Source organism: Chitinophaga solisilvae (assembly GCF_009928525.1).
In the GTDB taxonomy this organism is placed as follows: Bacteria; Bacteroidota; Bacteroidia; order Chitinophagales; family Chitinophagaceae; genus Chitinophaga; species Chitinophaga solisilvae.
The window spans coordinates 237,255-263,196 of record NZ_JAABOK010000004.1; the positions used below are offsets into that span (position 1 = coordinate 237,255).

The window sequence follows — 25,942 nt, forward strand, 5'->3', positions numbered from 1 at the left end:
AACAAAATGGTTACGGGGTGTAGGTTACATTGCTGCCGTACAGAATGCTGGATACACCGGAGAAGTAGCTGGCTTTGTTGGTGCTGGTGAGGTTATACCAGAGGTAGATGCCGTAGCCGTTGTTCTTGGTCTGCGTAGCCAGTGATTTGGCGGTAGTCAGGCTGGTGCTTTGTATATCTACCGCAGCAGGGCCGAGGTTGGATTTAGGCAGACCGGCCACATTCGGAACGGAGTAGCTGCCATAGATAGCATTCCAGCTGTAGTTAACAAAATCGCCTGCTTTCTTACCTCCCCAGGAAAGGCGGGAAGCGGCAGGGCCATAGTAATAGAAGGAAATAATTTTGCTGGGCATCAGCTTACGCAGTTCATCCAGCAGCATTACAAAGGAGCTGTCATTCGGCTGGCCGGTGCCGTTATTGCCGTATTCTGCATATTCATCATCGAAGTCTATACCATCCAGTCCGTAGTAGTTGGCGGTATCGGCGAGCTGCTGTGCAAACGCCCTTGCAGACGCTCTGCTGGTAAAGTTACAGAACCCTGCGCCCTGGTGGTTTCCCAGGATGGAGAGCAGCACTTTCATGCCTTTGTTCTGCAGTGGTACAATCTGTGTGGCTTTGTTCACCAGCACGCTGGTTACCTGTGGGTTGTTGTACAGCACTGCTTTTTGCGTAGCGGTATTGTAGTTGATGTTCGCCGCAAAAATGATGGCAATATCAAAGAGCTGTTGTCCGCCGGTGGTTAGCGTGTATTTACCTGTATTGAGCAGGCTGTTACTGTTTACTTCCACGTAGCAGACGGATTTACCGCCGCTTTTGGTAACGGATTCGGTGGCTGCATCGGCTTTAGCGGGAACATCTTCTTTTTGCCGGGCCGTTTCCTTTTTGCAGGAAGCATGAAGGAGCAGCATGATGCATACGGTCAGCATAGCGGCAAGGGGCCGCATGCGATGGAATTGTGGTTTCATACCGGAATTTTTAAAGGTTTGAAATGGGTTGACTGTTTCCCCTGGTTAACGGTATTACAATGATGGTTCAGATCCTGGTTGAAGGGGCTAATGCCGGGCTAATGTGGAATCTTATCATTTTATTATTTTATTATTTGAGATTTTATTTTTGCAATATTTCTTTCGCGGAAATAAAACCTCAAATAATAAAATAATAAAATATCCCTGTTTTATGATTACCTGTTTATTTCAGTATAAGCTGTCTCGCAGCAACAAAATCTCAAATAACCAAATAATAAAATAATCACGGTTTGTCCCACCACAGCCGGGTTGCAGGGCTGTCGCCGCCAGCGCCGAGCAGTTGCACAGCTTTGGCTACTTCAGCGCTGTTGGTGTTGTATTCGTTCTGTGGGAACGGGAGTCTTCTGATCTGGATTTTAGAATCGATTACGTTATTACTGAAGTTATTGGCAACCGGAAACAGTTTCGGGTAGCCGGTACGGCGGAATTCAGTCCAGGCTTCCTGTCCTTCCGGGAACATGGCGAGCCATTTCTGGGTGATGATACGTTCCAGTTTTACCTGTGTCTGATCGCTTTCCATCCATTTGATGGTGATGTCTGACGGTGCTTTGATGGTATCGGTGATGTTGTTCGGATCAACGTAGTATTCCGGTTTGTTGGTGCTGTTGTTAGCGTATGCGCCATCAGCTACGTGCCACTGGTCCAGGGAGGTGTTGATACCGTTTTCATACATGGCCTGTGCGGCGCCTGCATTTTTCCAGCCGTAGAGAGCAGCTTCTGCGCGGAGGAAATAAACTTCCGCAGCGGTCATCAGCTGCACGGGTGAGTTGAGTGTAAATACGTCCTCTCTCCAGTTGATCGCGGAGAAGCCGTTGTATTTTTCTGTCAGTGATTTATCGGTTACGATACCGAGGCGGATGCCCAGGTATTTTCCGGGATAGGCTGTGGAAGGGCTGATATACTTTTGGGTACGCGGATCCTTGTAGCCGGTAAGGTAAACCTGCAGGGAGGCGTTGATAAGGATATCGTTCCAGTTTTTAGCGATGAAGATGAGCGGATTCGTATAGCCGGCCCCGATAACCTTTACATTCATGTTACCGTCGTTACCGGTGATCAGTCCGCCGTTGGCAGGGTCCATGGCTTTTTCTGCCTGGAGCTGTGCGGTGGTGCGGTCTGCTTTTACAATATGCATGGCCAGCCGGAGGCGGAGGGAGTTGGCATATTGCAGCCACTGTGTGAAGTTGCCGTTGTATACCAGGTCGAAATCCGCGAATTTAAACGGCAGCTGCTTACCGCTGCTGATGAAGGTACGGAGTGCTGCGGTGGCCTCATCCAGTTCCTTGAAGAAAGACATGTAAATGTCCTGCTGGCTGTCGTATACGGAGAAGGCCTTGTCCAGTCCGGCGCGGCTGTACGGAACAGGGCCGTAAATGTCTGTCACACGGTGCATGGCAGAGATTTTTACAATCTGTGCTACTGCCCATACTGCGGGGAAGTCTTTGGGAATATTGGACTGTCCCAGTTTAAACAGCTGTCCCATTACGTTCAGGTAACCTACTTTAAAGGCTTCCTGGTTCCAGCCGGACACCATCAGGTAATTCTGGTTATTTCGCCCGCTGCCGAAAGAGTTGGCAGAGGCGAAATAACCGGAATAGCAATCAGCATTCAGATTCTGTTGTACCTGGAAGGAGTTGGGATCACCTCCTCCGGAAAAGTTGTAAATGGCCATCTGTGCGGTTTTGAGATAGCCGAGTATGTTGAAGTCAGGTTGCAGTTCGGCATCAGTGATACCTGTTCTGTCAGTATTATATAGTTCGAAATTCTTCGTGCAGGCGCTCAAGCCGAGTGCCAGCGCAGCGGCCAGGAGCGGTTTGCGGCATTTGTTACTGAGCATTTTTATATAAGAATGTTCCATGTTTATCGATTTAGCAGAATAACAAAAAGTTAGAAAGTGGCATTCAGTGTAAGTCCGTAGCTGCGGGTAGCAGGCGGCATGAATATATCTGCGCCGGAAAGGTCGTTGGCGGTAGACATAGACAGTTCCGGATCAAACGGCGCTTTCTTGTAGAAATAGATCAGGTTGCGGCCGGTCAGGGACAGGCGCAGTGCTTTGACCACGTTATTGTTCATCGGGAAGGTATAACCCAGTGACAACTCACGTAAACGCACGGTAGTGGCGCTGTACATATATTCACTGGAGATGCCTTCACGACCGCCAACTACAGCATACCAGTTCTTCGGATCAACGGAGGTAACAGCTTTGTTATCGGGGCTAATACCGTTTACCGGAATACCGCCTGCATCGCGCGCATCGCCGCTGGCTTTGGAAACGCCGTACTGGTCCATCAGGGCCTGGGTCACAGACATTACCTGTCCGCCGAATCTGCCGTCAATCAGGAATGACAAGGTGAAACCGCCCAGGGCGAAGTTGTTGTTCCATCCCATCTGCCATTTTGAATTGGAGTTGCCCAGGTATACATAATCGCCGCCCTGCCGGTTGATGTTGCCTTTATCATCTACCATAACACGGCCTTGTGCATCTTTCTGCAGCGTAGTGCCGTAGATATCGCCATAGGAACCACCCACTTTGAATTTGGAAATGAAGTTGGTTCCGGATGCTCCACTCAGTATGAACTCAGGATTGGAAGCAGACAGCTCCACGATACGGTTGTCATTTACGGAATAGTTGATACCGGTGTTCCACTGTAGTTTACGGTGTCTGAATACATCAAAGCGTACAATGGCTTCCACTCCCTTGTTCTGGATATTACCGGCATTGATGTAATAGTATTCCCAGAAGCTGGCCCATGGAGCCACTACTTTCATAGTCTGGTTTAAGGTATTGATTTTATAGAAAGTGATATCTGCAGTCAGCCTGTTGTCGAGGAAACGCCATTCTGTACCGAATTCCAGCGATTTGCTTTTTTCCGGTTTCAGCTCAGTGAACGGACCGGTGTTATTCTTCTGGAAGTTGGTGCCTACGAATGTATTGTTGGCCGGGTTGGTTCTGTAAGGATCAGGAGAATTACCTACTTCCGCATAGGAACCTCTTACTTTCGCAAAAGAAACAAATGCAGGGAATTTAATCATCTGGCTGAGGATCGCATTTGCTCCTACAGAGGAATAGAAATAGCTGCCGTTGGGCGTATAGGACAGGTTGGAGGACCAGTCGTTGCGCGCTGTCAGATCCAGGAAGATCATGTCTTTCCAGGAAGCGGTGGCACTACCGAAGGCTGACTGGAACTGCCCGTGATCTTCCGGCAATGCGCCGGTATTGGCCGGGTTCATGGTACTGAAGTTCTGCAGTGTGAAAATGTTGGGGAATTTCAGTCCGTCTTGTCCGGAGCCGAATTTTTCACCATTGGTTTTAATATCACGGATACTTCCTCCCAATATACCTGTCAGGCGGAAATCCTTATCAACCGGGATATTGAAGTTGGCCAACAGGTCACCGTACTGTTGCGTAATGACGCTGTTTCTTTTGGAATAGGCGCCATTGGGGGGCGTCAGTACCTTGTAGGTGCCGGCATAAAGTTTTTGTTCGTAAATGTCGTTGATGCGGTCAATGCTACCTCTGGCCTGGATATTCAGCCAGGAATTTACTTCATATTTCAGTCTGGCATTCAGGAGTATCCTGTTACGGGAGAGAGAGTTGGTGTTGCGGTTAACGATCCACCAGGGGTTCTGCTGAATATCTTCCAGGAATCCCCAGTTCTGTACCGGCAGGAAGTTACGGGCCGGATCAGGAATTTCAAACTGATCTTTATAGGGCTGAATGTCTACGCCGCGGGGGAAGAGATACAAACCTATCAGCGGGTTGAAATACAATCCTGATAAAGGAGTATTGTCAATCGTCTGCGTCATGTAGTTGACATCTCCTTCAGCGGTGAGTTTATTATTCAGGAAATGTCCTGTTTCCTTGAAGTTGATATTATGACGTCCCAGTTTATTATTCGGCTGGATGCCTTTGCCGCTGGTATTGGCGTATGAGAAGTAGGTCTGCATCTGCTCAGTACCGCCGGAGAGGCTGATGGCGTTGGTCCAGGTCTGGCCGGTCTGAAAATAGTTATTCAGGTTGTTAGCCGCCGGTGTGCTGAGTTTAGCTCCCCAGCTCTGTGCGCTGTTGGGGGCTGTCTGGCCGTAGGTGTTCTGAAATTCAGGTTTGTAGGCTGCCTGCGTCAGGTTTAGTCCGGACGAGAAATTGATCTGTGTTTTCCCTGTCTTACCGCTTTTGGTGGTGATGAGGATAACGCCGTTGGCGCCCTGGCTGCCATAGAGAGCAGCGGCGGAAGCGCCTTTCAGGACGGAGATGCTTTCAATATCTTCCGGGTTCATATTGGAGATAGGATCGCCGCCGTCGTAGGCATTGGTACCGCCATAGGCGCTGTTAGGCTGATTGGTGATGGCATTGTTCATAGGAACGCCATCAATCACATACAGGGCCTGGTTGCTGCCAAGCGCTGATTTACTGCCACGGAGAACAACTTTTGCAGAACCGCCGATACCGGAGGCACTGGGGGAGATGGAAAGGCCGGCTACTTTACCGCTGAGGGTATTGATCAGGTTGGGGTCTTTGGCTTTCACCAGTTCACCGCCACCGATCTGCTGCATCGCGTAGGTAATTGCTTTTTCTGATTTTTTGATACCCAGCGCTGTTACTACCACGCCGGTGAGCTGGCTGTTGGATTGGGTAAGTTGTACGCTGATATTGGTATTTCCGCCTACAGGTACTTCCTTGTTATCATAGCCGAGATAGCTGAACACGAGCATGTCTTTGCTGTCGGCCTGAATGGTAAAGGCCCCTTTTTCATTGGTAAGGGTGCCGCGGGTAGTGCCTTTTACCTGCACGCTCACATTGAACAGCGGGAGGTTGTCTGCGCCGGTAACGATACCCTGCACCGTGGCAGCGGGGCGCCGGGTGGTGCTGATACTGGTTTCAGCCGGTTTCGGGCTGATAACGATTATTTTGTTGACAATCTCAAAGTTCAGCGATTTATCTTTCAGACATTTACTGAGTACGTCTGTAAGGGAGGCATTACTGACATTCACATTGACATGACCTGCGCGCTGGAGTAATTTTTCATCGTACACGAATTCATAACCTGTTTGTTTACTGATATTATCAAAAACATCGTACAAGGCCAGGCGCTTACCTTTCAGGGTAACGTTCTGGGAGTAGGATTTGGCGCTCAGGTGAAGGGAGACGGCCAGCATTAAAATGGCAGTTAATTTCATAACCAACAGTAATTTTCGTTGCAAGGGCCCGCGTACCGCGCGCGCTTTGCCGGAAGTAAGTTGTTGCATACTTTTGTGTTCGTGGCTTTAAAAGTTCAGTTTTCTAATGTCTAAGAGAATTGGTAGCCATTTTGCTGCCGGGTCCTGACTGCAATCGGGGCCCGGCTTTTTACTACCTGCATAGTTGGTTGCCTACGTCTGGTTCATAACTGGAATCGCTTTAATTGTTACATAAATACATCACAGGTATATCATGGAGCTACTGCTTTTACGGTGACAGTTTTACCATTCACATCAAATTTTACGCGCTGGGTGGTTTCCAGTGCTTTCAGCAGGGCATCTGCATTTTCGCGGCGGGAGATGACCCCGGTGAGGTCCACGTCCGACAGGTTGCCTTCATAGACCACATCGATATCATACCAGCGTGCCAGCTGCCGCATAATGGCCCTGATATTGGTATTGCGGAACCTGAACCGGCCTTCCTTCCAGGCGAGGGTCTGTTCTATATCAGCTGAGGACACTTCAAAGTCGCTGTCTGCATCGGTCAGGCTGGCCTGGAAGCCGGGTTTCAGCAGGGTCTGTGCCTGCGGGGTGCTGAGTTTCACCGCTCCGTCTACCAGGGTGGTACGGATGCTCTGTTCATCCTGATAGGCCATTACATTGAAGCTGGTACCCAGTACAGCAATATCTGCTGCTTTGTTACCGGCGGCTTTAACCTTTACGAGGAAAGGCATGGCGGCATTTTTTGCGATCTCGAAATAAACTTCCCCGGTGATCTCCACTTTTCGTTCACTGCCTTTAAACGCTGCCGGGAAACGGATGCTGCTGGCGGCATTCAGCCATACGCGGCTGCCGTCGGCCAGGGTGAGCTGGTATTGCCCGCCATGGGGAGTTGCTACAGTATTATAGGTCAGAGGTGTGTGATCATCGCCGCCTTTATAGGTAAGTGCGCCATTGCTGTTCACGATCTGTGCGCCGCCCTGTGTTGCCAGCGCTCCGCTGTTACTGCTGTCCAGCGATATTGCGCTGTTATCTGCCAGTATCAGTACCGCTTTGCTGGAACCGGGAGCGAGCGGATTACGGGGAACCTGTACTACCGCTGTTGCAGGCGTATCCCTGCGCAACACCAGCATGGTAATACCACCGGCAATGCCCAGCGCTACCACTGCGGCAGCGGCATAACGCCACCGGCTGCGCGCCTGTATTTTCGGATATACCGGAGTTTCCTGCGCCAGGATATGCTGCAATAACGCCTCCATATCCTCCCGCTGCCACCCGGCATCCGGCGCACTGTTACGCAGGCTGTCCAGTATATCTTCCCGGATCTCTTCCTCAAAATGCCCTTCTTCCACCACCCGCTGTAACAGCTGCAGCCCCTCTGCATTCAATGTGCCTTGCTTATATTGTTCAAGCAGTGTTCTGATTTCAGTTGCTGTCATGTACGTGGACAATTAACATGGAATAATACAGGTAAAGACGAACGGAGAGGGTGGAGGGAGTATTCGGGAGGGAAATTTTTTTTTAATTGCGAATTACGAATTACGAATTGCGAATGAAAGCGGAGAGCCGGGCGGAGATTATAATAACGCAGGGTGGATTCCATCCGGTATAATGACCGGTGGATGGGAGTATAATAATGCAGTATAATAATGGGGGGATATTATGTTATTTCCATTCCTTGTTTCCCCATACATGCAGCTGCCGTAATATCTGAACCAGGGCCGTTGCTTTATCGGTAGGTCTGTAAATGGTTTGTGGCGGTACTGTTTCGGGGATATGTTCCTTCACCAGTATTCCTTCACTTACCATTTCCGACAATCGTTTACCCAATATCTGATCTGACAGGGACGGGAATTTTTCTTTCAGCCGGCTGAACTGATTCACACCGATGGTTATGTTGCAGAGAATTTCCATTTTCCACCGGGCACTGATCGTCCTCAATATATCGTTCACATCATGGGCCTCCGCCAATAACCGGCGGTTATGGGCATTTGATGAACTTGCTTTAATCCTGCTTGACATATCTCTGATTTAATGACTCACTTTCGGGTGATATATAGGTCACCGTATAAGGCAAAGGTAAATTTGCAAAAAAGTATTTCAAAATGGATTACAGAAAAATCAGACAGGCGCTTATATGGACGCTGTTATCCCTGCTGGTATTCCAGGGAAGTTATGCACAGGCAACATCAGAAAAGAACAAGCCGCCGGTATATGTGCTGGTACATGGCGCCTGGCACGGCGGCTGGTGCTGGCAGCAGGTAAGTACTATCCTGCGTGGAAGCGGAGCCGTCGTATATACACCTACGCTCAGCGGTCAGGGAGAACACAAAAATGTAATCACCGCGGACATCAATCTGGAAACACATATTTCAGACATCGTTAACCTGATAGAAATGGAGGACCTGCACGATGTGATACTGGTAGGCCACAGTTATGCCGGCGCCGTTATCGGGGGTGTTGCGGACAGGATACCGGGCAGGCTGCGTAAACTGGTGTTTCTGGATCCGGTACTGGTAAAAAGCGGACAGAGTGTATTATCGGCCATCAATGCGCCAGCCATAACAGCGGAGGTTACACAGTCTGCAGCCATGAACGGCGGACTGACCATTCCCGCATGGCCCGTTCCGATATACGGTGTAAAGGATTCCGCAAATACCCGCTGGATGCGCCCCAGGCTTACAGGACAGCCTTTCCGGACGTTTACCCAGCAACTGACCTTACAACATCCCTACGGTAATCATCTGCCCCTCATCTTTATTGCCTGCACAGCAGAAATCAATCCTGCATTTGCACACTTCGCCAAAAGCGCTAAAAACAATAAGGATTGGGAATACCATGAACTGGTTACCGGGCATGATGCCATGATACTGGTTCCCAAGGAAACCGCCGCTTTGCTGGAAACCTTTGCAGATTAATACACTATTATTAAGAAGGCCTTGAAATCCGGAGTTGAAGGCTTTATGTAAAGTGTTATCAGTATGGGGGCATTCGCCATTCGTAATTCCTGCTAAAGCAACCAATTCTGAATGCTCTCCCGTATAAACGCTCTTACTGATTGCATGGCCAGCTGCATTTGTTTTTTTACCGTGTGGATGGAAATATTAAGCTGGTGAGAGATTTCTTCGTTGGTAAGCCCTTCCTTGCGGGCGAGGTAGATTTTTTTGCGGCCAGGGGGGAGGGCAGCAATGGCTTTATCCAGCAGTTGCGCGTAAAGCCGCTCCTGTACAGGGTGATCGGTATCGTTTGGGTGAACCGGTTCCTGCGTCTTCAGGTAGGAGAAAACCTTTTGTTTTACCAGTTGTTTTTTGAAACCATCGTATATATAGTTACGGGTGAGGATAAAGAGGTAGTCGGACAGATCTGCTATATCAGTGAGAGATGTTCTTTTGAGCCACAGCTTCATGAATATTTCCTGTACGGTTTCACGGGCGGCATTTTCATCTTTGAGATACAGCATGGCAACATTATACACCTGTTTGCTGTAGGTGTAAAAGATACGCGTGTAGGCGGCCTCGTTACCGCCGGCAACTTGTCTTAGCAGCTCTCGTTCATCTGGCAAGGATAAGAATGGCAATGCCTCTCGGTTTAAATACCTGCTCAATATAATAAACTTCGGCGGAACTGCTGCATAAGTCCTGCAAATAGCCGCTGATCCTGATTTCTGGAAAAAATGATCTATATTTCAAGCCATCTTTGAAAGAATATTTATGCAGAATAATCACGTACAACTCAGGACCGTCCGGGTGATGCGCTACGTTACTCCCCTGCGGGAAGGCGGATCGCTGCCGGCCATTGCAGAAGCGGATGACGGCTTCCTGTATGTTTTGAAATTCCGTGGAGCCGGTCAGGGCGTAAAAGCGCTGATAGCAGAGCTGATAGGTGGCGAGATTGCCAGGGCGCTCGGATTGAAGGTGCCGGAAATTGTGTTCGCGGAGCTGGACAGCGATTTCGGGCGCACAGAGGGCGATGAAGAAATTCAGGACCTGCTGAAAGCCAGCGTAGGACTCAATCTGGCGCTACACTACCTGCAGGGCGCCATCACCTACGATCCGGTGGTGACTACCATTGATGAAACGCTGGCATCAAAAATAGTATGGCTGGATTGCCTGCTGACTAATGTAGACCGTACCGTGCGTAATACCAATATGCTGATGTGGCATCAGGAGCTGTGGCTGATAGATCATGGCGCCTCGCTGTACTTCCATCACTCGTGGCAGAACTGGGAAGAGCAGGCGGTGCGCCCGTTTGCACAGGTGAAAGACCATGTGCTGCTGCCCCAGGCAACAAGGCTGGAAGAAACAGATGCCGCTTTCCGCGCCATCCTGACACCGGAACGTATACAGTCAATCGTGGACCTGGTGCCCGACGAATGGCTGGCAGCCGGTGCGGAAGATATTCCGCCGGCAGAAAAAAGAGCGGTCTACGCACAGTTTTTAAATACCAGGATTGCATCATCAGAAATTTTTGTAAAAGCAGCAGTATATGCCGGAAAATCACTTATATGAGTATGCAGTCATCCGCGTAGTGCCGCGGGTGGAGCGGGAAGAGTTTCTCAATGTAGGTGTGATTCTCTATTGCAGGAAACATCGTTATTTACAGGTAATATATACGCTGGACGAGCAGCGGCTCCGCGCCCTGTATGCGGAAATCAATATCCCTGCGCTGGCAGCTTCACTGGAAGCGATCGCCAAAATATGCCGTGGCGGCGCTGCCGGAGGCCCTATCGGGCTGCTGGATGTAGCCTCCCGCTTCCGCTGGCTGACCGCCACCAGAAGCACCGTTATCCAGACATCAAAAACGCATGCCGGCTTCAGCTGTAATGTGGAAGAAACCCTGACACGCCTTCATCAGCAGCTGGTAGGCTGATATAACATACCTGACCAATGATGCAGCGAAGATTAACCATATGGTAATCCCGCTGCATTTTTTTATCCCGCAGGCGGCAGTATTGCAGTGCTGTAGCAGCCCTCCGCCGTATTTTCGTGTCAGTATTCCACCACCGTTATGAGTTTACTGCTGACTACAGAAAGTAAGGAGCAGATCATTTGTTGCAATCATCTTCCGGAACCATTCGCACAACTGAGTATTAGCGATGCTGAAGTATATGCTGCTTCAGGAGATTACGGCACTTTAATTTTTCAGGAAATCCCGGGCGAACATTTCAGTATATGGTATTCTGCCTATATCATGCAACAAACCACCTGCCTGTATGGCTCCGGCGATATTCAGAGCCTGGAGCTTCATTTTACATTGCTGGACGAGCAAGTGTGCCTGCTGGATGGCCTGGGAAAAGTGGTAGTGCCCGCCTGGCGCTATAACCTTACCTATCTTCCGTTCATAGATAACAGGGCTTCTTTCCGGGAGGGCAGCATCTGCACTAGTTTCGACATACATTTTTCGATGGATTACCTGCTGGGGCTGTTGCCCTTTATGCCTGCGCTGGGGCCTTTTCTGGAGCAGGCAGATAAAGGTATTGCCTGTTCCCTGCACCCGGAGGCGGCAGTGGCTTCTTCCCGGATGATTGCTATCATCAACAAAATATTGTACAGCGATTATACCGGTATCATGAAACGCGTATACCTGGAAAACAAGGTGCAGGAGTTGCTGACGCTGGCGTTGGAACGGATTACATTTGAGGCATTCATCCCCGCCGGCCTGAACCTCCATCCGGGAGATATTGAAAGATTACAGGAAGCGCGCGACTGGCTGCTGAAAAATATGGATGACCCCTGTACGTTGCGGGAGCTGGCGCAGAAAGTTTTTATGAATGAATTCAAACTGAAGAAAGGATTCCGTCAGCTGTTCGGTACCTCTGTATTCGATTTCCTGCTGGAAGCCCGTATGGAAAAGGCTTACCAGCTGCTGTTCTCCACGGATACGCCGGTACGGGAAATCGCGATGATGACCGGTTATAAAAGTATCCCGGCGTTTACGGCTGCATTCAGAAGCCGTTACGGCGAACCGCCGGGTATCCTGCGGGTAAAGAGAGTCCGCAGGTGGTGATTATTATTCCGGCTTGCCGAAATGCTGGAATACAGGATTGTCCTCTGTTTTATAATACGTATAACCGAGCACGTTATTGATGATGACAGCGTTACGATGTGGCCCCAGCCCCAGGTCAGGCGCCGAAAAGCCATGGGTGTGCAGCTCTGCATTCTGTACAAATACTTCTCCTGCCGGCCGGCTGACAGCATAATTTTCCCCGACAATGTAACGTGCTTGTTCATCCGTCATAATCCTTTCCCGTACCGGCTGCAGAAATGCCGGTAGCGTATAGGCGTAGCCGGTAGCCAGTATACAGGCGGCGGTATCATGATGAAAATATTGCTGTTGTTCTGTCTGATGAAAATATAAACGGCAGGCATCCTGTTGCAGTTCCATATTTTCCAGGGAGCAGGCGGTGCGGACAGCAGGTTGCCATACGCCTGCAACACTACGCTGATACAATGTTTCATAGATGGCGTGCAGCAACTCGCGGTTAATACCTTTATATAGCAGCGCCTGTTCGGGCAGTATTTTTTTCTTTTGTTCTTCCGGCAGATGATAAAAGTAACGGATATAGGCGGGGGAGGTCAATTCAAAAGAGAAAGCGCCGGTATCCATTGGATGTATCCTGCCGGAGCGGGTGAACCAGTGCAGGCCACGGGGAAACCGGCCGGGGTATTGCAGCAGGTCATAAAATATTTCAGCGGCGCTTTGTCCCGACCCGATGAGCGTAACATCCGGCTTTTGCAGCAACCCTTCTTTTTCAAAGAGGTAGCGGCCGGAGTGAAAGTAGCGGGAAGTATTCTCTGCCGCCGGCAGGAAGTCCGGTATGGAAGGAACAGATCCTGTTCCCAGCACCAGTTTCCGGGCATAGAGGAGAAGCCGTCGGTGATCGCGGTGACGCAGGGTATGTATGGTATAGCAAGCCAGCTGCGTATTCCAGGTAACGTCCGTGACTTCATGACCAAAGCGCAGGTTACCAAGTTGCGCAGCTACCCAGCAGCAATAGTCGTTGTATTCCCGGCGGCTGATATAATTATTTTCCCGGATGGCGAAACGTATAATGCGGCCCATAGCTTTCAGGTAACAGAGGAAACTGAAGCTGCTGGCAGGATTGGTAAGTGTTACCAGGTCAGCATAGAAGGGTACCTGCACGGTGGTGAAGTCCATCATCAGCCCCGGATGCCAGCTGAAGCAGGGTTTGCTGTCCAGGAATATGCAGGACAGGCTGGCAACGGGTTGCGCCAGGGCTGCCAGTCCCAGGTTGAAAGGCCCTATGCCGATACCGGCCAGGTCATAGATTCGCGGAGCTAGGTAGCTTTCCATCGTATTCTTTTTAAAAGCAGTAACACACCCATCACCAGCAAAGTCATCATTATCATGCTGAGCCATGTCTGCCAGCCATTCAGCTGCCGGTAGCCGGCCACGGGCAGCATCCAGAAAATCAGCGTCCACTGCAGGAGATAGATAGAAGTAATATTTTTACTGAGCCAGCCCAGGAGGTGAAAGAACGGATGGGCGGGTATCCATCTCACAGCGAGGTGCCAGCCATAAAGCCAGCAGAGCACAAAGCCGGCATAATACAAGGTACCGCCCTGTGCTGCCCGGTAAAAATCTCCACGGTGATATTCCGGATGCCGGGCACTGATGACCATTCCGGCGATCATCAGCAGCAGTCCCGCATTCCTGCACCAGATAAAGGCTTTCGCCGGATGATGCTGCAGGTAATATCCCACGGTAAGGCCCAGCAGGGGATAGGTAAGCCATGGAAATACGGGGAAGAATACACGCGAATCATTTCCCCACAGCAATGCCAGCAAATAGTCCGATACCGGATCCTCACTGCGGATGCCCCATAGCAGCGGCGCGGTGAGCGCCACCGCAAACGCCAGTATTGCTGCCATATAAGCGTAGTGCGGTAGCCGGTATACCAGGGAAAGTACAACCAGTGAGATAGCTGCCAGGTGGAGTATATCACCCATCAGCAGAAAATGCCATACCGCTGCGGAGCCGGAAGGAATGCCAAAGTCAGCCAGCAATGCCGGTGGCATACTGCCGGCAGCAACCGGCACCAGGAACTTCAGCGTGTTGAGCAGGTAGCCCAGCATCAGCAGTATCGCGGCCCTGCGGCAGGCGGAACGGATATGACGCTGCGAAGAAAATACAAAGGAGACGCCCATGGCAGTCATAAAAACGGGGGCTCCCGGCGCTTCCGACAGGAACGTAAAGAGCCGCCCGGTGGCAGCCGAAAATACTGCCGGTTCACTGTATAACAGTAACGTATGTACGGCGGTCATAATGAACACAGTAAAACCGCGCGCCATGTCGATTGCCGGAATTCTCATCGGAACTGCTTGTCGTCGGGGTTATATGTGCTGTAAAGTCTCTCTGGTACAGTAATACAGGTTAGCCCTTTTATAGGACATCGTAACAGCCTGCTGCCATACAAATCCTGCTTTCTGTACCAGGCGGTTGGCCCGTTCATTTTCAATATCCGGTTCGCCTATAATGCGTCTGATCTCCGGAAAGGAGAACATGAATTCCAGGCAGGCGGTAAATACACTGATTGTCAGTCCGCTGATCGTGCTCCGCTTCGGCGCCATCAGCAGGTGGATACCATAATCGCCTGGCTGAGCTTCATAGCAGCGGCTGATTTCATCGTATTGCGCCTGGTATATTTCTATCTGGCTGACGGGATGATCGTTCAGCAGGCAGAGGTAAGAGGTGGCAATATCTCCGGACTGAATACGGGTGTAAATATCGGAGAGTTGTTCTCTGCTCATGTTCATCTGCCAGAAACGGCGGGCATAGGGCAGGTTCACCCAGTGATGAATAAGCGGCAGATCGGTAGCCAGGCATAGGGGCCGCAGGGAAACAGTAAAACCCTTCGCAGGAAACTCTTTAAAAAAAAACGCTGGTTCGGGAGTATTACCGGTAACGGGCTGGCATATGGATGAACGGGCTATAGGGGATTTCAACGTTCGCATAGCAGCTTCTCTTTTAATGGTTATACCGGAAATGTAGCGCTTTCTTCCTTTATGGATTTATGAAAAAGGGAGTAATATTTTATGTGAGCGGGAGTGTAACAGGGAAATTTTTTTTAATAGTTCTTTAGTCACAATTTAATTATCCTTATTTCATACGTTTATGCCTGCAATTACATCTAACTTGTAATTCATTGGATAGGTATTGTTTTATAACCCAGATTATTAAAATAGGTTATTTTGAGTAAATGGGAACGCCTCCTGTTCAGGAGGGGTAGCTGAACTTGCCGCAACGCGATTGTGGCAAGTTCTTTTTATGGCAGGTCTGATTATAGACAGCTGGTTTATAAATGAAAGTCGGTGGTTACGTTAGCCAAATCCCTGCGTGCCAGCCGGTACTATATCCTGTAGCAGCTGTTTATACGTGGAATTAACGCCAACGACTATACGATTGTTGTATCCGGCTTCAGATTGCGAGCGATAAGGATTTATCAAGGCGCTGGCAGTGGAAGCGGATAGATGAATTATTGCGTATATTAGATGAAAATTACGCATGCGGAGCGGAGATGTTGGAAAGCGAGAAGCGTAGGTTTTTATTCAGGAAGATTTGTGTGAATATATGTACCAGCTCGAAAAAGGGAACTATTTTGGGGTACTGCAGCAGGTATTGCAGGAAAGGAATATTATCCTGACGGATATTGACTATGTACATGACCAGGTGGACTGGCATTACCATGCCAATCCCTATTTTACCTACCTGATTGCCGGCGGCCTGTTTGAGGCCAACCGGAAAGAGGATTACTACCTGACCCCCGGTAAGCTGGTATACCATAACTGGCAGGATGCTCATTATAACCGCAAGCAACCGGGCTATGCCAGAGGGTTTCATGTGGAGGTAGAACAATGCTGGTTTGAAAGGCATATGCTACCGCTGCATATTGTGGAAGGCAGTTTACAACTGGAGCACCCGGAACAAAAAACATTGTTTGATAAAATATACCTGGAAACTAAAATCTGCGATCAGCATAGTTTTATTACAATAGAGATGTTGCTGGTACAGCTGCTGGATAATATGCAGCATGGCGGGAAGCATGCTGACCGCCATCCTGCGTGGGTGAAAACAATCCGGGAAATATTGCACGAAGCGCCGGCAGACAGCTACTCGCTATTATCGCTGGCCGGAGCAGCACAGGTGCATCCGGTACATCTTTCCAGGGAGTTCCCCCGGTATTTTTCCACCACACTCGGCGATTACCTGCGGAGAATAAAGGTTACCGCCGCGACTGTCCTGCTGAAGGATAATGCCCTGACGCTTACAGACATCAGCTACCGTTGCGGCTTCGCGGATCAGAGTCATTTTATCCGCTGCTTCCGCCGCTACTACCAGATGGCCCCGTTACAATACCGCCGGCTGATGGGATGTTAGGTATATTCCGGCAATACCGGAATGGACGCACACGGCAACCGGAAACTATTATAACACAATTTCCTCCGGCGATCTGTGGATTTGTTATTATATTAGTCGCCGGGAACGAAAATCTGGAACGCACTGTGAATTTATCTGAGGACAGGATACTTTTTTCGCGGATCGCAGGTGGTGATGAAGCAGCATTCCGTACACTGTATCATCGTTACAATGCGGTGCTGCGGGGATCTGTGAGAAAACTGCTCAAAACCGGTGAGGCAGCGGAAGAAGTATTGCAGGAAGTTTTTCTCAAAGTCTGGATACAGCGGGAAACACTGGAAGAAATAGAAAATCCCGCCGGATGGATGTACACCATAGCTGCCAACCTTTCGCTTTCCCAGCTGCGGAAACATGCACGCGAGAAAATCCGCCGGGAGATTTCCGCTACAGAAGATATACAGGATCATCACGACTTCTCCGAAGGCTTTTACGCCAAAGAACTACAGGGGCTTATCCGGCTGGCCGTTGATAAACTGCCCGCTTCCCGCAGGGAAGTATTTATGCTGAATACCCAGGAAGGAAAATCCCGCCGCGAAATAGCCCAGGCGCTGGATATTTCAGAACATACCGTCAAAAATCAACTCGTTACCGCCCGCAAATTTATCCGGGAATATCTGGAAAAGCATACTGGTCATAGTTTTCCGCTCATTATTGTCATGATGCTGCTGAATTATTCAAAAATTTTTTAAGGGCGCATAGTACAGTGAACAAATTCTGGCGTCTATCATGCTAAAGCCTAATCCGAGAACGTGGAAGCAAAAGAATATTACAGGTTTTTACTGCAACGATATTATGATGGTACTGCTACTGAGGCAGAGACGGAAGAGCTGTTTGCAGAACTGCGGAAGGAAGCGGATGAAGACACGTGGACGGAACTGATCAGCGAACTGCATAGCCAGGCTCCTGCTGATCCGGCATATAATGCCGCAGCCTATGAGCAGGATTTAGCGCGGATATTGCAGCCGCAGCAACAGCCGCCGTTGCGGATATGGTGGCGTTATGCCGCAGCTGCCGCAGCAACAGCCGCATTGCTGATAGGAGGAATATGGTATTTCACGCGGCCGGTACGTCAGGCGGAAACCACTCCTGCAGGCGGTTTTGCAGATGTAAAGCCAGGCACCAGCGGTGCGGTACTCACCCTGGCCGACGGTTCGCAGATAGTGCTGGATAGCCTGCAGAACGGCGTAGTTACGCAACAGCAGGGAACTACCGTGCTGCTGCAGAATGGCCAGCTGGCCTATCAGGCTTCCGGCAACAGCGCGGCCGGTAATAATACCATGACCACGCCGAGAGGCCGCCGGTTCAGGCTACAACTGCCGGATGGCACCCTCGTATGGCTCAATGCTGCCAGCGCCATCAGCTTCCCGACCGCTTTTTCCCGTACGGAAAGAAAAGTGAGGCTGACAGGGGAAGCCTACTTTGAAGTGACACCGGATAAGGCTGCGCCTTTCATTGTAACACTGAACAACCAGACTGCAGTGCAGGTGCTGGGCACGCATTTCAATATCAGCGCGTATCCCGACGAACCGCAAATCCGTACCACCCTGATGGAAGGAGCCGTGAAGGTAAAACTGCAGCAACAGGAACAGGTGCTGAAACCCGGTCAACAGCTGCAGATAAATAATGCCGGCGGACCAATGCAATTGCAGCAACACGTAGATACCTCCGCTGTTATCGGATGGAAAAACGGTATCCTGCATTTCGACAATAAAAAACTAACAGAAGTCATCAATATGATTGCCCGCTGGTATGATATTGAAGTCGTCTATAAAACAGTGCCGGCGGACATTTCCTTTGTAGGGGAAACCGGTAGTGACGTAAATCTGTCTTCCGTATTAAATTTTCTAAAAGAATCCGGTATTCATTTCAGGATGGAAGGGAAGACGCTTGTTGTTGGGGAGTGAATGGTGAATTAGGAATTACGAATTACGAATTGCGAATTACGAATGGGAGTGGAGATGGGAGCGGAGATCAAATCAGGGAGCGGAATCGGGGGAGGTGAAGGAAAATTATTTGGCGGATAAACTATTAGTAAGATATAAACAGTAACAACTTTTTAACAGTGGACTTTAATGAACGTAATGAACTGTCAACCGATGAAATGTAGACCGGTAGACGTTATGAACAAAAGTGAACAGTAATTTCAGATAAAAATTTATTGTATTGCCTGTAATAAAAACCGAAGGTGCTTCGACCCACCTCCGGTTACATTGTTCCGGCTATGCAAAAGTAAGCGACAACTAGATACACCATTTTTTACAAGCCAAACTGATACAAAGCTATGCAAAAAAATGCTCTTTGTAACCGCCCCCTTTATGTACCTATGTTAAGTAAGGTTCGTAACAGGAGCTGGTTTCCAACCAAAATGCTGTTAGTAATGAAATTGACATTTTTCTTTCTTACTGCTGTTTTTCTCCAGGTGCAGGCTGCCGGATATGCCCAGCTGATAACCTGGTCAGGTAAAAATGTTTCCGTGGAAAAAGTATTTTCAGTAATACGTAAACAGTCAGGATACCTGGTAGTAGCCAGCCGCGAGGTACTGGAAAAGTCACGCCCCATAACGCTGCAGGTGGAAAATGTGGACGTCGGTACCTTCCTGGATATGGCGCTGAAAGATCAGCCATTGAAGTATGTAATTGAGAACAAATCTATTTTTATATCCCCCAAAGCCTTGCCAGCCGCGCCATCACAACAGCTGGTGGCGGTGGCAGGCATAGATGTGAAAGGTAAAATCACGGATGAAACAGGCGGTCCGCTGCCCGGTGCATCTATCCGCGTGAAAGGTACTTCACAGGGCGTAAGCGCCGGTACAGACGGTACCTATACCCTGCATATCAATGGCGAGGGGCCACAGGTACTCATCATTTCCTACCTCGGAATGACGCCGCAGGAAATAACCGTTACCGGCAATACCACACTGAACATCACCCTGAAACCCGCTGTGGAACAGCAGAGTGAAGTAGTGGTAGTCGGTTACGGCAGCAAAAAGAGAAGCGATGTAACCGGTTCTATCTCATCTGTTCCGAAAGAAAGACTGAAAAACCTGCCTGTTACCAATGTGCTGCAAGCCTTGCAGGGTGCAGTAGTAGGCGTGAATATCGTCAGCAACAGCAGTAAACCCGGCAGTTCTCCGGCTTTCTATTTGCGCGGACTAAAATCCATCACGGCCAGCAACGCACCGCTTATCGTACTGGACGGTATTCCCTTCAGCGGTAGTTACAATGATATCAACCCTAATGATATTGCTTCCATCGATGTACTGAAAGATGTCTCTGCATCCGCTATCTACGGCGCCCGTGGCGCGAATGGCGTTATCATGGTTACTACCAAAAGAGGTAAAACCGGCAAGCCCGTAATATCCTATAATGCTTACGGCGGACCAGAATTTCAATCGAATGTAATGAAGCAGATGAACGGGGAACAATACCGTACCAAGAACCACTGGTATAATATTCAGGCAGGAAGACCTACCGCGCCGGACCTTCCTTATCTGTCTGAACAGCAGAACTTTGCCAACGGTGTTCCGGAAGTGGACTGGCAGAAGGAAATCAGCCAGCAGGGCTATATCCAGAGCCATGAGCTGAGCATCTCCGGAGGTACGGACAACGTGAAATATTATATATCGGGTACCTATCTCAAGCAGAACGGCACCATCAGGGGATTTCAGTATAACAGGGCCAGTATCCGCGCCAATATGGATGCTAACGTTACTTCCTGGATGAAAACAGGCGTGAACCTGTTCCTCGTCAATAACAACGAAGATGGCGGCCGCGCCACCCTTTTCGATGCCAACGCCCTTAGCCCGTACGGCACCCTGTCTAACGCGAAGGGGGACTACGAAGTATACCCCATTGCACCGCAAACACTGTATACCAGCCCGCTGGTAAACACCTACAACCCCGGCCTGAACCGCAATAAAAATATGACCGCCAGCGGTTATGCGGAAATAGCACCCGGTTTCCTGAAAGGACTGAAATACCGCGTGAATGGTTCCTATTCCTTCCGGCCTAAACGCACCAGCGATTACTACGGCCGCAAATCCGGCGATATGCTGGGTTCCGCAGAAGTCTACAACGAAGAGAACAGGCAATGGATCGTGGAAAACCTGCTGAGCTATGCCACGCATATCAAAAAGCACGGACTGGATTTCACCGCACTCTACAGCGCCCAGAAAGAAGAACGCTTCACCACAAGGCTGAAAGCAAACACCTTTGTGAATGATAATCTCGACTTTAATAACCTGAATGCCGCACAGGTTCAGAAAACAGAATCTGAATATACCGGTAACAGCCTCCTGTCACAGATGTTCAGGGCTAACTATACCTACGACAGCAGGTACCTGTTTACCGCCACTATCCGCCGCGATGGCTACTCCGGTTTCGGTGCAGACGATAAATACGGCGTCTTCCCTTCCATTGCTGCCGGCTGGAATATTCACAATGAAAAATTTATGCAGCACATCCCGCAGATCACACAGCTGAAGCTGCGCGCTTCATACGGCAAATCGGGCAATCAGGCTGTAGACGCCTATCAGACGCTTACCCGTCTCAAAGCGGCCCAATACATCTATGACGGTACTACCGGCATCGGCTTAATTCCCGATAAGCTGGGCAACGCCAGACTGAAATGGGAAACCACGAAGGGATTGAATATCGGCATCGATTTCGGATTGTGGAACAACCGCCTGAGCGGCAGTGTGGAAGCCTATTCCACCAATACCTACGACCTGCTGCTGAAACGTAAGATACCAGCTATCTCCGGCTACACAGAAGTGTATGACAACATCGGAAAAACCGCCAACAAAGGGCTTGAGATCATGTTGAACAGCCGCAATATTGAATCGGATAAATTCACGTGGCAGACATCCTTCAATATCTCTTTCAACAAAAACAAAGTAGTATCCCTCTATGGCGACAATAAAGATGATATCGGCAACAACCTGTTCATCGGCCGTCCTTTGCTGGGTGTCTATGATTACACCATGACCGGTATCTGGCAGGTAGGAGAGGATTCCAAAATTGATCCGGGTGCAAAGCCAGGCTACATCAAGTTTGCAGACACCGACGGCAACGGTAAGATTGATGCCAGCGACCGCAGCTACCTCGGTACGCAGTTGCCAAAATATCTGGCGGGCCTGACAAATACTTTCACGTATAAAAATTTCTCGCTGAATATCTTCATTCAGAATGTACATGGTTCGCTGCGTCCGAACAATATACTGGACAACCGCGATCAGGCAGGTGTTATCAACCTGCCTGCAGATGTGCCTTACTGGACATCGGAGAATAAGATCAATACTAACCCGGCGTTGTTTTATACCAACCCCAAGAACTATAAATATGCGCAGGATGCCTCTTTCATCCGTATCAAAGATGTTACACTCAGCTACAATTTTGATAAAGCCATGTTACAGCGATATAAGATTTCCAACCTGATGATGTATGTGAGCGGCCGTAACCTGGCCACCTTTACAAAATGGCAGGGCTGGGATCCTGAAACAGCGCCGTCTTCCATCACTTCCAGCACAACGCGCCTGAGCAACGGACAGGGAGCGGGGCAGCAGAGTTCTGATTTTTATCCGCTGACAGCTACCATCGTTTTCGGGGTAAATATCAGCCTGTAATTTTTTGACAGAAAGAAAAATGATATTGCAATGAAGAAGATCAAACATATATATAGTCTGATGCTGGCAACGCTTGTCATCGCCGGCGCTGCCTCCTGCAGCAGGAGTTTTCTGGATGAAGAACTGAAATCCAGCTATGCACCGGATAATACCCTTGTAGATGAACTGGGGTTTGAAGCTGCCAGCACCGGTATGCTCACCATCATGCGTAATGATTACAGCAATACGCAGGGATTGCTGGCTACCTTTTATGTAGGTACAGACATGGCCATCACCGGCCAGCCCAACTCACTGCAGGCGCCGTATGAAGATTACCGCAACCTGAATCCGCAGACAGGCAGTCTGCTGAGCATGTGGACCTGGGGCTATAAGCTGATCAATGCCGCCAACTATATCATCAGTGCCGCCAATAATCCCAAGGTACTGCTGACACCGGAGCAGCGTAATTTCTATATGGCAGAAGCATCTTTCTTCCGGGCATATGCCTATAATCATCTGTCGCTTTTGTTTGGCGGCGTACCGCTTGTTACTGAGCCGGTAACCGTACCACGCACGGATTATACACGCGCCGGAGAAGAGGAGGTCATCAGCCTGATGATAAAGGATTTACAGCTCGCCGAAAAATATCTGCCTGATCCGGCCAATGTAAAAAAACAGGGAAGGATCAATAAATATGTGGCCACACAGCTGCTGGCAGAAGTGATGCTCCGCGCCAAACGCTACCCTGAAGCGGAAGCTGCAGCCAACCGTATTATTGACAGTAAGTTCTTTACACTGGTAACGGCACGTTACGGGGTGAAAGCTACTGCGCCCGGCGATCCGTTTGCCGATATGTTTATCTATGGCAACATGCGCCGCAGTCAGGGCAATACAGAAGCGCTCTGGGTAATAGAACAGCAGTATAATGTTATTGGCGGCGCCGCAGATTTTGACCAGCACCGCCGCGAATGGGGGCCTTTCTATGTGAATGTTTCCGGTATGAAAATCGCAGACTCCCTGGGTGGCCGCGGTATCGGAAGAATCAGGCCAACCAACTGGTGGACGTATGAACTTTACGAAAAGGATGATATGCGCAATTCCCGTTTCAACATCCGCCGCAATTATTATTACAACGATCCGGCTTCTCCTAAATACGGCCAGCCGGTAATAGTAAAGGATTTCGATACCTTACAGAACATCTACGCCCATACTACCAAGTGGTATGAGTTCCAGCCCCAGGACCTGCAGGGCGCGCAATCCTACAAGGACAGGATACAGATGCGACTGGGAGAAACCTACCTGCTGCTGGCAGAAGCACAGCTGTTACAGGGTAAAACAGGAGAGGCAGCCGCCAGTATCAACGTTATCCGTAACAGAGCCAAAGCCGCGCCGGTACAGGCTGCAGATGTTACAATAGATTATATTCTCGATGAAAGAGCCCGGGAACTGACAGCAGAAGAACTGAGAAGACTGACGCTGGTGAGAACGAAAAAACTGGTGGAGCGTGTAAGAAAATACAATCCGAAAGTAGCGCCTACCATCAGCGATTTCAATAACTTACTGCCCGTTCCGCAATCGGAAATTGATGTAAACAAAGACGCCGAGCTGAAACAGAATCCCGGCTACATAAAATAACCGCATGAAAAGAAATTTCGTTTTGTCCGCCCTCGCCATGCTCCTGTTTTCACAGGGGCATGCGCAGGAGGGTAGAAAAATTCTTCCGTTTAACGATGGCTGGTCTTTCAGAAAAGGACCGCTGACTGCTGACAGCAATCTTACTGACACCAGCTGGGAACAGGTTACGGTGCCGCATACCTGGAATAGCAAGGATATGCAGGAAGGAAAAAATTTTTATGCCGGAGAAGCCTGTTACCGGAAAACATTTACCGTAGATCCGCAGCTCAAGGGAAAGCGGTTGTTCCTGCGTTTTGAAGGCGTGGGATCTGTCGCCGGATTGTACGTGAATAACCGTTTCATCGGGGAGCATAAGGGTTCCTATGCTGCTTTCTGTTATGAAATCACCCATTCCGTGAAGTATGGAGAAGCGAATACCATTGTGGTGAAAGCGAATAACAGTCAGCGGGAAGATGTGATTCCCATCAATCATTTTCTCTTCGGCATCTTCGGCGGTATTTACCGGCCGGTGCAGCTGATCGTTACCAATGATATTAATATCACTACCACCGACTACGCTTCTCCCGGTATTTATATCCGGCAACGGGAGGTGAGTGATAGGAAAGCGGTAGTGACCGTGACAGCGAAGATAGAGAACAAACAGGCGCATCACCGCGATATTGTGGTGAAGACGGTTATCAGGGACCATCAGGGTAAACTGGTGAACCAGGTTTCAGGAAAAGTGAAGGTAAGTCCGCAGGGCATCAATAAGGTGGAGCAGCAGCTGACAGTCAGTCTGCCGCATTTATGGAACGGGCAGCGGGATCCTTATCTCTATTCCCTGACCACCAGTATCCTTACTGACGGCAAGGAAACCGATGCCGTGACGCAGCCGCTGGGTATCCGCCGTTTTGAAGCGGTAGCCGGCAAAGGCTTCTTCCTTAACGGTAAAGCCTATACGATGCACGGCGTTACGCGGCATCAGGAGTGGCAGGATTATGGCAACGCGCTGAGCAATGAGCAGCATCGTGCCGACCTCGCGCTGATCCGTGAAATGGGCGCTACCACCATCCGCTTTGCACATTATCAGCAGTCGGACTACATGTATGCGCTCTGCGACAGTACCGGATTTGTGATCTGGGCAGAAATCCCTTTTGTGAATGCCTCCTCCGGCAAAGAAGGGGAGAATGCGCGCCAGCAGATGACGGAGCTGATCCGGCAGAACTTCAACCATCCTTCCGTTTATGTGTGGGGCCTGCACAACGAAGTATATGCCAAAACACCTGATGAACATGTTGCCGTACTTTCGCGGCAGCTGAATGATATTGCCAAAACTGAAGATCCGGACAGGTATACCGTTGCTGTCAGCGGTTACGGAGAAATGAACCGGCCTGCCAACCTGGCCGCAGATATACAGGGTATGAACCGCTACTATGGCTGGTATGAAGGACATATCGGGGATCTGGAAGACTGGGCTTCCGGCCTGGAGAAAAAGTATCCTGACTATAAAGTGATGCTGACAGAATATGGCGCAGATGGAAATATCAATCAGCATGCAGATTCCCTGTCGGAAAATTTTGATCCTGTGAGCGGACAGTTTTTCCCGGAAACATATCAGACGGCCACGCATGTAAAGCAGTGGTCCATCATAGAAAAGCACCCGTATATTCTGGCTTCCTATCTCTGGAACACCTTTGAATTTGCCGTGCCGATGTGGAACCGCGGTGGTGTTAATGCGCGCAACCTGAAAGGACTGATAACCTACGACCGCAAACAGAAGAAGGATGCCTTCTACTGGTACAAGGCCAACTGGAATCCGGAGCCGCTGATATACATTGCGGAGCGCCGTAATAACATACGCCGGTCGGCAAAGGTACAGGTAGAAGTATTCAGTAACCTGTTGCAGGTAACGCTTAGCGTTAACGGCAGCGCGCCGGTGTCCGGCCATGCCGGCGCTAACCGCTGTGATTTCCTTTTTGATAACATCCTGCTGAAGCCGGGCAGCAATACCATCACGGCAACGGGTACACGTAACGGTAAAACCTTTACCGATACCATCACCTGGCAGCTGCAGGCAGCAGAATAAAAAA

Annotated in this window: 19 protein-coding genes; 10 read left to right on the plus strand and 9 right to left on the minus strand. The window is 49.7% G+C overall.

The genetic code is table 11. The features are described 5' to 3' along the window. Positions 1–10: 10 nt before the first annotated feature. The 5 genes from GWG06_RS09715 to GWG06_RS09735 all read right to left on the minus strand — a co-directional run bounded on the left by GWG06_RS09715 (position 11) and on the right by GWG06_RS09735 (position 8,221). Positions 11–964 carry an endo-beta-N-acetylglucosaminidase H gene (locus GWG06_RS09715; RefSeq protein WP_202182984.1) on the minus strand — a complete coding sequence of 318 codons (954 nt, stop codon included), beginning with the start codon at positions 962–964 and terminating at the stop codon, positions 11–13. A 283-nt stretch (positions 965–1,247) separates the two neighbouring features. After that, positions 1,248–2,879: a SusD/RagB family nutrient-binding outer membrane lipoprotein gene (locus tag GWG06_RS09720; protein WP_235938255.1), complete on the minus strand. Its 1,632-nt coding sequence runs from the start codon at positions 2,877–2,879 to the stop codon at positions 1,248–1,250. A 29-nt stretch (positions 2,880–2,908) separates the two neighbouring features. After that, entirely contained in the window at positions 2,909–6,199 is a 3,291-nt protein-coding gene (locus tag GWG06_RS09725) for a SusC/RagA family TonB-linked outer membrane protein (protein WP_160712878.1), read from the minus strand. Between the two features lie 251 nt (positions 6,200–6,450). After that, a complete protein-coding gene (locus GWG06_RS09730) occupies positions 6,451–7,638 on the minus strand; it encodes a FecR family protein (protein ID WP_160712880.1) in 1,188 nt (395 codons plus the stop codon). A 226-nt stretch (positions 7,639–7,864) separates the two neighbouring features. Further along, a complete protein-coding gene (locus GWG06_RS09735; RefSeq protein WP_160712882.1) occupies positions 7,865–8,221 on the minus strand; it encodes a winged helix-turn-helix transcriptional regulator in 357 nt (118 codons plus the stop codon). Positions 8,222–8,304: 83 nt separating this feature from the next. Here GWG06_RS09735 and GWG06_RS09740 point away from each other — a divergent pair, with 83 nt between their 5' ends. Then, positions 8,305–9,117, plus strand: a complete 813-nt coding sequence (locus GWG06_RS09740) for an alpha/beta fold hydrolase (RefSeq protein WP_160712884.1) — start codon at positions 8,305–8,307, stop codon at positions 9,115–9,117. 92 nt (positions 9,118–9,209) lie between these two features. Here the strand turns inward: GWG06_RS09740 and GWG06_RS09745 are convergent, their stop codons facing one another. Then, positions 9,210–9,776 carry an RNA polymerase sigma factor gene (locus GWG06_RS09745; RefSeq protein ID WP_160712886.1) on the minus strand — a complete coding sequence of 189 codons (567 nt, stop codon included), beginning with the start codon at positions 9,774–9,776 and terminating at the stop codon, positions 9,210–9,212. A 133-nt stretch (positions 9,777–9,909) separates the two neighbouring features. On the opposite strand from GWG06_RS09745, the gene GWG06_RS09750 reads away from it, so the two are divergent. The 3 genes from GWG06_RS09750 to GWG06_RS09760 all read left to right on the plus strand — a co-directional run bounded on the left by GWG06_RS09750 (position 9,910) and on the right by GWG06_RS09760 (position 12,205). Further along, the gene (locus GWG06_RS09750; RefSeq protein WP_127038419.1) at positions 9,910–10,707 is read left to right on the plus strand and encodes a HipA family kinase; all 798 of its coding nucleotides are present in this window, start codon (positions 9,910–9,912) and stop codon (positions 10,705–10,707) included. After that, positions 10,685–11,068, plus strand: coding sequence for a DUF3037 domain-containing protein (locus tag GWG06_RS09755; RefSeq protein ID WP_127038418.1), 384 nt, complete (start codon positions 10,685–10,687; stop codon positions 11,066–11,068). Before GWG06_RS09750 ends, GWG06_RS09755 begins: the two co-directional genes overlap by 23 nt. A gap of 138 nt (positions 11,069–11,206) precedes the next feature. Continuing rightward, on the plus strand, positions 11,207–12,205 hold the full coding sequence (locus tag GWG06_RS09760) for a helix-turn-helix transcriptional regulator (RefSeq protein ID WP_160712888.1): 999 nt from the start codon (positions 11,207–11,209) through the stop codon (positions 12,203–12,205). Positions 12,206–12,208: 3 nt separating this feature from the next. Here GWG06_RS09760 and GWG06_RS09765 read toward each other — a convergent pair whose 3' ends face one another. The 3 genes from GWG06_RS09765 to GWG06_RS09775 are packed head-to-tail and all read right to left on the minus strand — an operon-like array spanning position 12,209 to position 15,174. Further along, positions 12,209–13,513 (minus strand): lysine N(6)-hydroxylase/L-ornithine N(5)-oxygenase family protein, encoded by a 1,305-nt coding sequence (locus GWG06_RS09765; RefSeq protein WP_160712890.1) that lies wholly within the window; start codon positions 13,511–13,513, stop codon positions 12,209–12,211. Further along, the gene (locus GWG06_RS09770) at positions 13,498–14,532 is read right to left on the minus strand and encodes a heparan-alpha-glucosaminide N-acetyltransferase domain-containing protein (RefSeq protein WP_160712892.1); all 1,035 of its coding nucleotides are present in this window, start codon (positions 14,530–14,532) and stop codon (positions 13,498–13,500) included. Before GWG06_RS09770 ends, GWG06_RS09765 begins: the two co-directional genes overlap by 16 nt. Positions 14,533–14,553: 21 nt before the next feature. Next, positions 14,554–15,174, minus strand: coding sequence for a GNAT family N-acetyltransferase (locus tag GWG06_RS09775; RefSeq protein WP_160712894.1), 621 nt, complete (start codon positions 15,172–15,174; stop codon positions 14,554–14,556). Between the two features lie 616 nt (positions 15,175–15,790). On the opposite strand from GWG06_RS09775, the gene GWG06_RS09780 reads away from it, so the two are divergent. The 6 genes from GWG06_RS09780 to GWG06_RS09805 all read left to right on the plus strand — a co-directional run bounded on the left by GWG06_RS09780 (position 15,791) and on the right by GWG06_RS09805 (position 25,938). Next, positions 15,791–16,597 (plus strand): helix-turn-helix transcriptional regulator, encoded by an 807-nt coding sequence (locus GWG06_RS09780; protein ID WP_160712896.1) that lies wholly within the window; start codon positions 15,791–15,793, stop codon positions 16,595–16,597. A gap of 125 nt (positions 16,598–16,722) precedes the next feature. Beyond that, positions 16,723–17,325, plus strand: coding sequence for an RNA polymerase sigma factor (locus tag GWG06_RS09785; protein WP_158631462.1), 603 nt, complete (start codon positions 16,723–16,725; stop codon positions 17,323–17,325). Between the two features lie 60 nt (positions 17,326–17,385). Further along, a complete protein-coding gene (locus GWG06_RS09790; RefSeq protein ID WP_160712898.1) occupies positions 17,386–18,540 on the plus strand; it encodes a FecR family protein in 1,155 nt (384 codons plus the stop codon). Positions 18,541–19,013: 473 nt separating this feature from the next. After that, complete coding sequence (locus GWG06_RS09795) at positions 19,014–22,259, plus strand: TonB-dependent receptor (RefSeq protein WP_160712900.1); 3,246 nt, start codon at positions 19,014–19,016, stop codon at positions 22,257–22,259. A 30-nt stretch (positions 22,260–22,289) separates the two neighbouring features. Then, positions 22,290–23,873, plus strand: a complete 1,584-nt coding sequence (locus tag GWG06_RS09800) for a RagB/SusD family nutrient uptake outer membrane protein (RefSeq protein ID WP_160712902.1) — start codon at positions 22,290–22,292, stop codon at positions 23,871–23,873. 4 nt (positions 23,874–23,877) lie between these two features. Next, positions 23,878–25,938, plus strand: a complete 2,061-nt coding sequence (locus GWG06_RS09805; protein WP_160712904.1) for a glycoside hydrolase family 2 protein — start codon at positions 23,878–23,880, stop codon at positions 25,936–25,938. Positions 25,939–25,942 lie beyond the last annotated feature (4 nt).

What these genes read in the sequence shown, in the direction of transcription:
- GWG06_RS09800 (WP_160712902.1), top strand. Translation starts at nt 22,290, where the DNA reads ATGAAGAAGATCAAACATATATATAGTCTGATGCTGGCAACGCTTGTC.
- GWG06_RS09775 (WP_160712894.1), bottom strand. Translation starts at nt 15,174, where the DNA reads ATGCGAACGTTGAAATCCCCTATAGCCCGTTCATCCATATGCCAGCCC.
- GWG06_RS09780 (WP_160712896.1), top strand. Translation starts at nt 15,791, where the DNA reads ATGTACCAGCTCGAAAAAGGGAACTATTTTGGGGTACTGCAGCAGGTA.
- GWG06_RS09765 (WP_160712890.1), bottom strand. Translation starts at nt 13,513, where the DNA reads ATGGAAAGCTACCTAGCTCCGCGAATCTATGACCTGGCCGGTATCGGC.
- GWG06_RS09760 (WP_160712888.1), top strand. Translation starts at nt 11,207, where the DNA reads ATGAGTTTACTGCTGACTACAGAAAGTAAGGAGCAGATCATTTGTTGC.
- GWG06_RS09735 (WP_160712882.1), bottom strand. Translation starts at nt 8,221, where the DNA reads ATGTCAAGCAGGATTAAAGCAAGTTCATCAAATGCCCATAACCGCCGG.
- GWG06_RS09755 (WP_127038418.1), top strand. Translation starts at nt 10,685, where the DNA reads ATGCCGGAAAATCACTTATATGAGTATGCAGTCATCCGCGTAGTGCCG.
- GWG06_RS09805 (WP_160712904.1), top strand. Translation starts at nt 23,878, where the DNA reads ATGAAAAGAAATTTCGTTTTGTCCGCCCTCGCCATGCTCCTGTTTTCA.
- GWG06_RS09770 (WP_160712892.1), bottom strand. Translation starts at nt 14,532, where the DNA reads ATGAGAATTCCGGCAATCGACATGGCGCGCGGTTTTACTGTGTTCATT.
- GWG06_RS09795 (WP_160712900.1), top strand. Translation starts at nt 19,014, where the DNA reads ATGAAATTGACATTTTTCTTTCTTACTGCTGTTTTTCTCCAGGTGCAG.
- GWG06_RS09715 (WP_202182984.1), bottom strand. Translation starts at nt 964, where the DNA reads ATGAAACCACAATTCCATCGCATGCGGCCCCTTGCCGCTATGCTGACC.
- GWG06_RS09730 (WP_160712880.1), bottom strand. Translation starts at nt 7,638, where the DNA reads ATGACAGCAACTGAAATCAGAACACTGCTTGAACAATATAAGCAAGGC.
- GWG06_RS09725 (WP_160712878.1), bottom strand. Translation starts at nt 6,199, where the DNA reads ATGAAATTAACTGCCATTTTAATGCTGGCCGTCTCCCTTCACCTGAGC.
- GWG06_RS09720 (WP_235938255.1), bottom strand. Translation starts at nt 2,879, where the DNA reads ATGGAACATTCTTATATAAAAATGCTCAGTAACAAATGCCGCAAACCG.
- GWG06_RS09750 (WP_127038419.1), top strand. Translation starts at nt 9,910, where the DNA reads ATGCAGAATAATCACGTACAACTCAGGACCGTCCGGGTGATGCGCTAC.
- GWG06_RS09740 (WP_160712884.1), top strand. Translation starts at nt 8,305, where the DNA reads ATGGATTACAGAAAAATCAGACAGGCGCTTATATGGACGCTGTTATCC.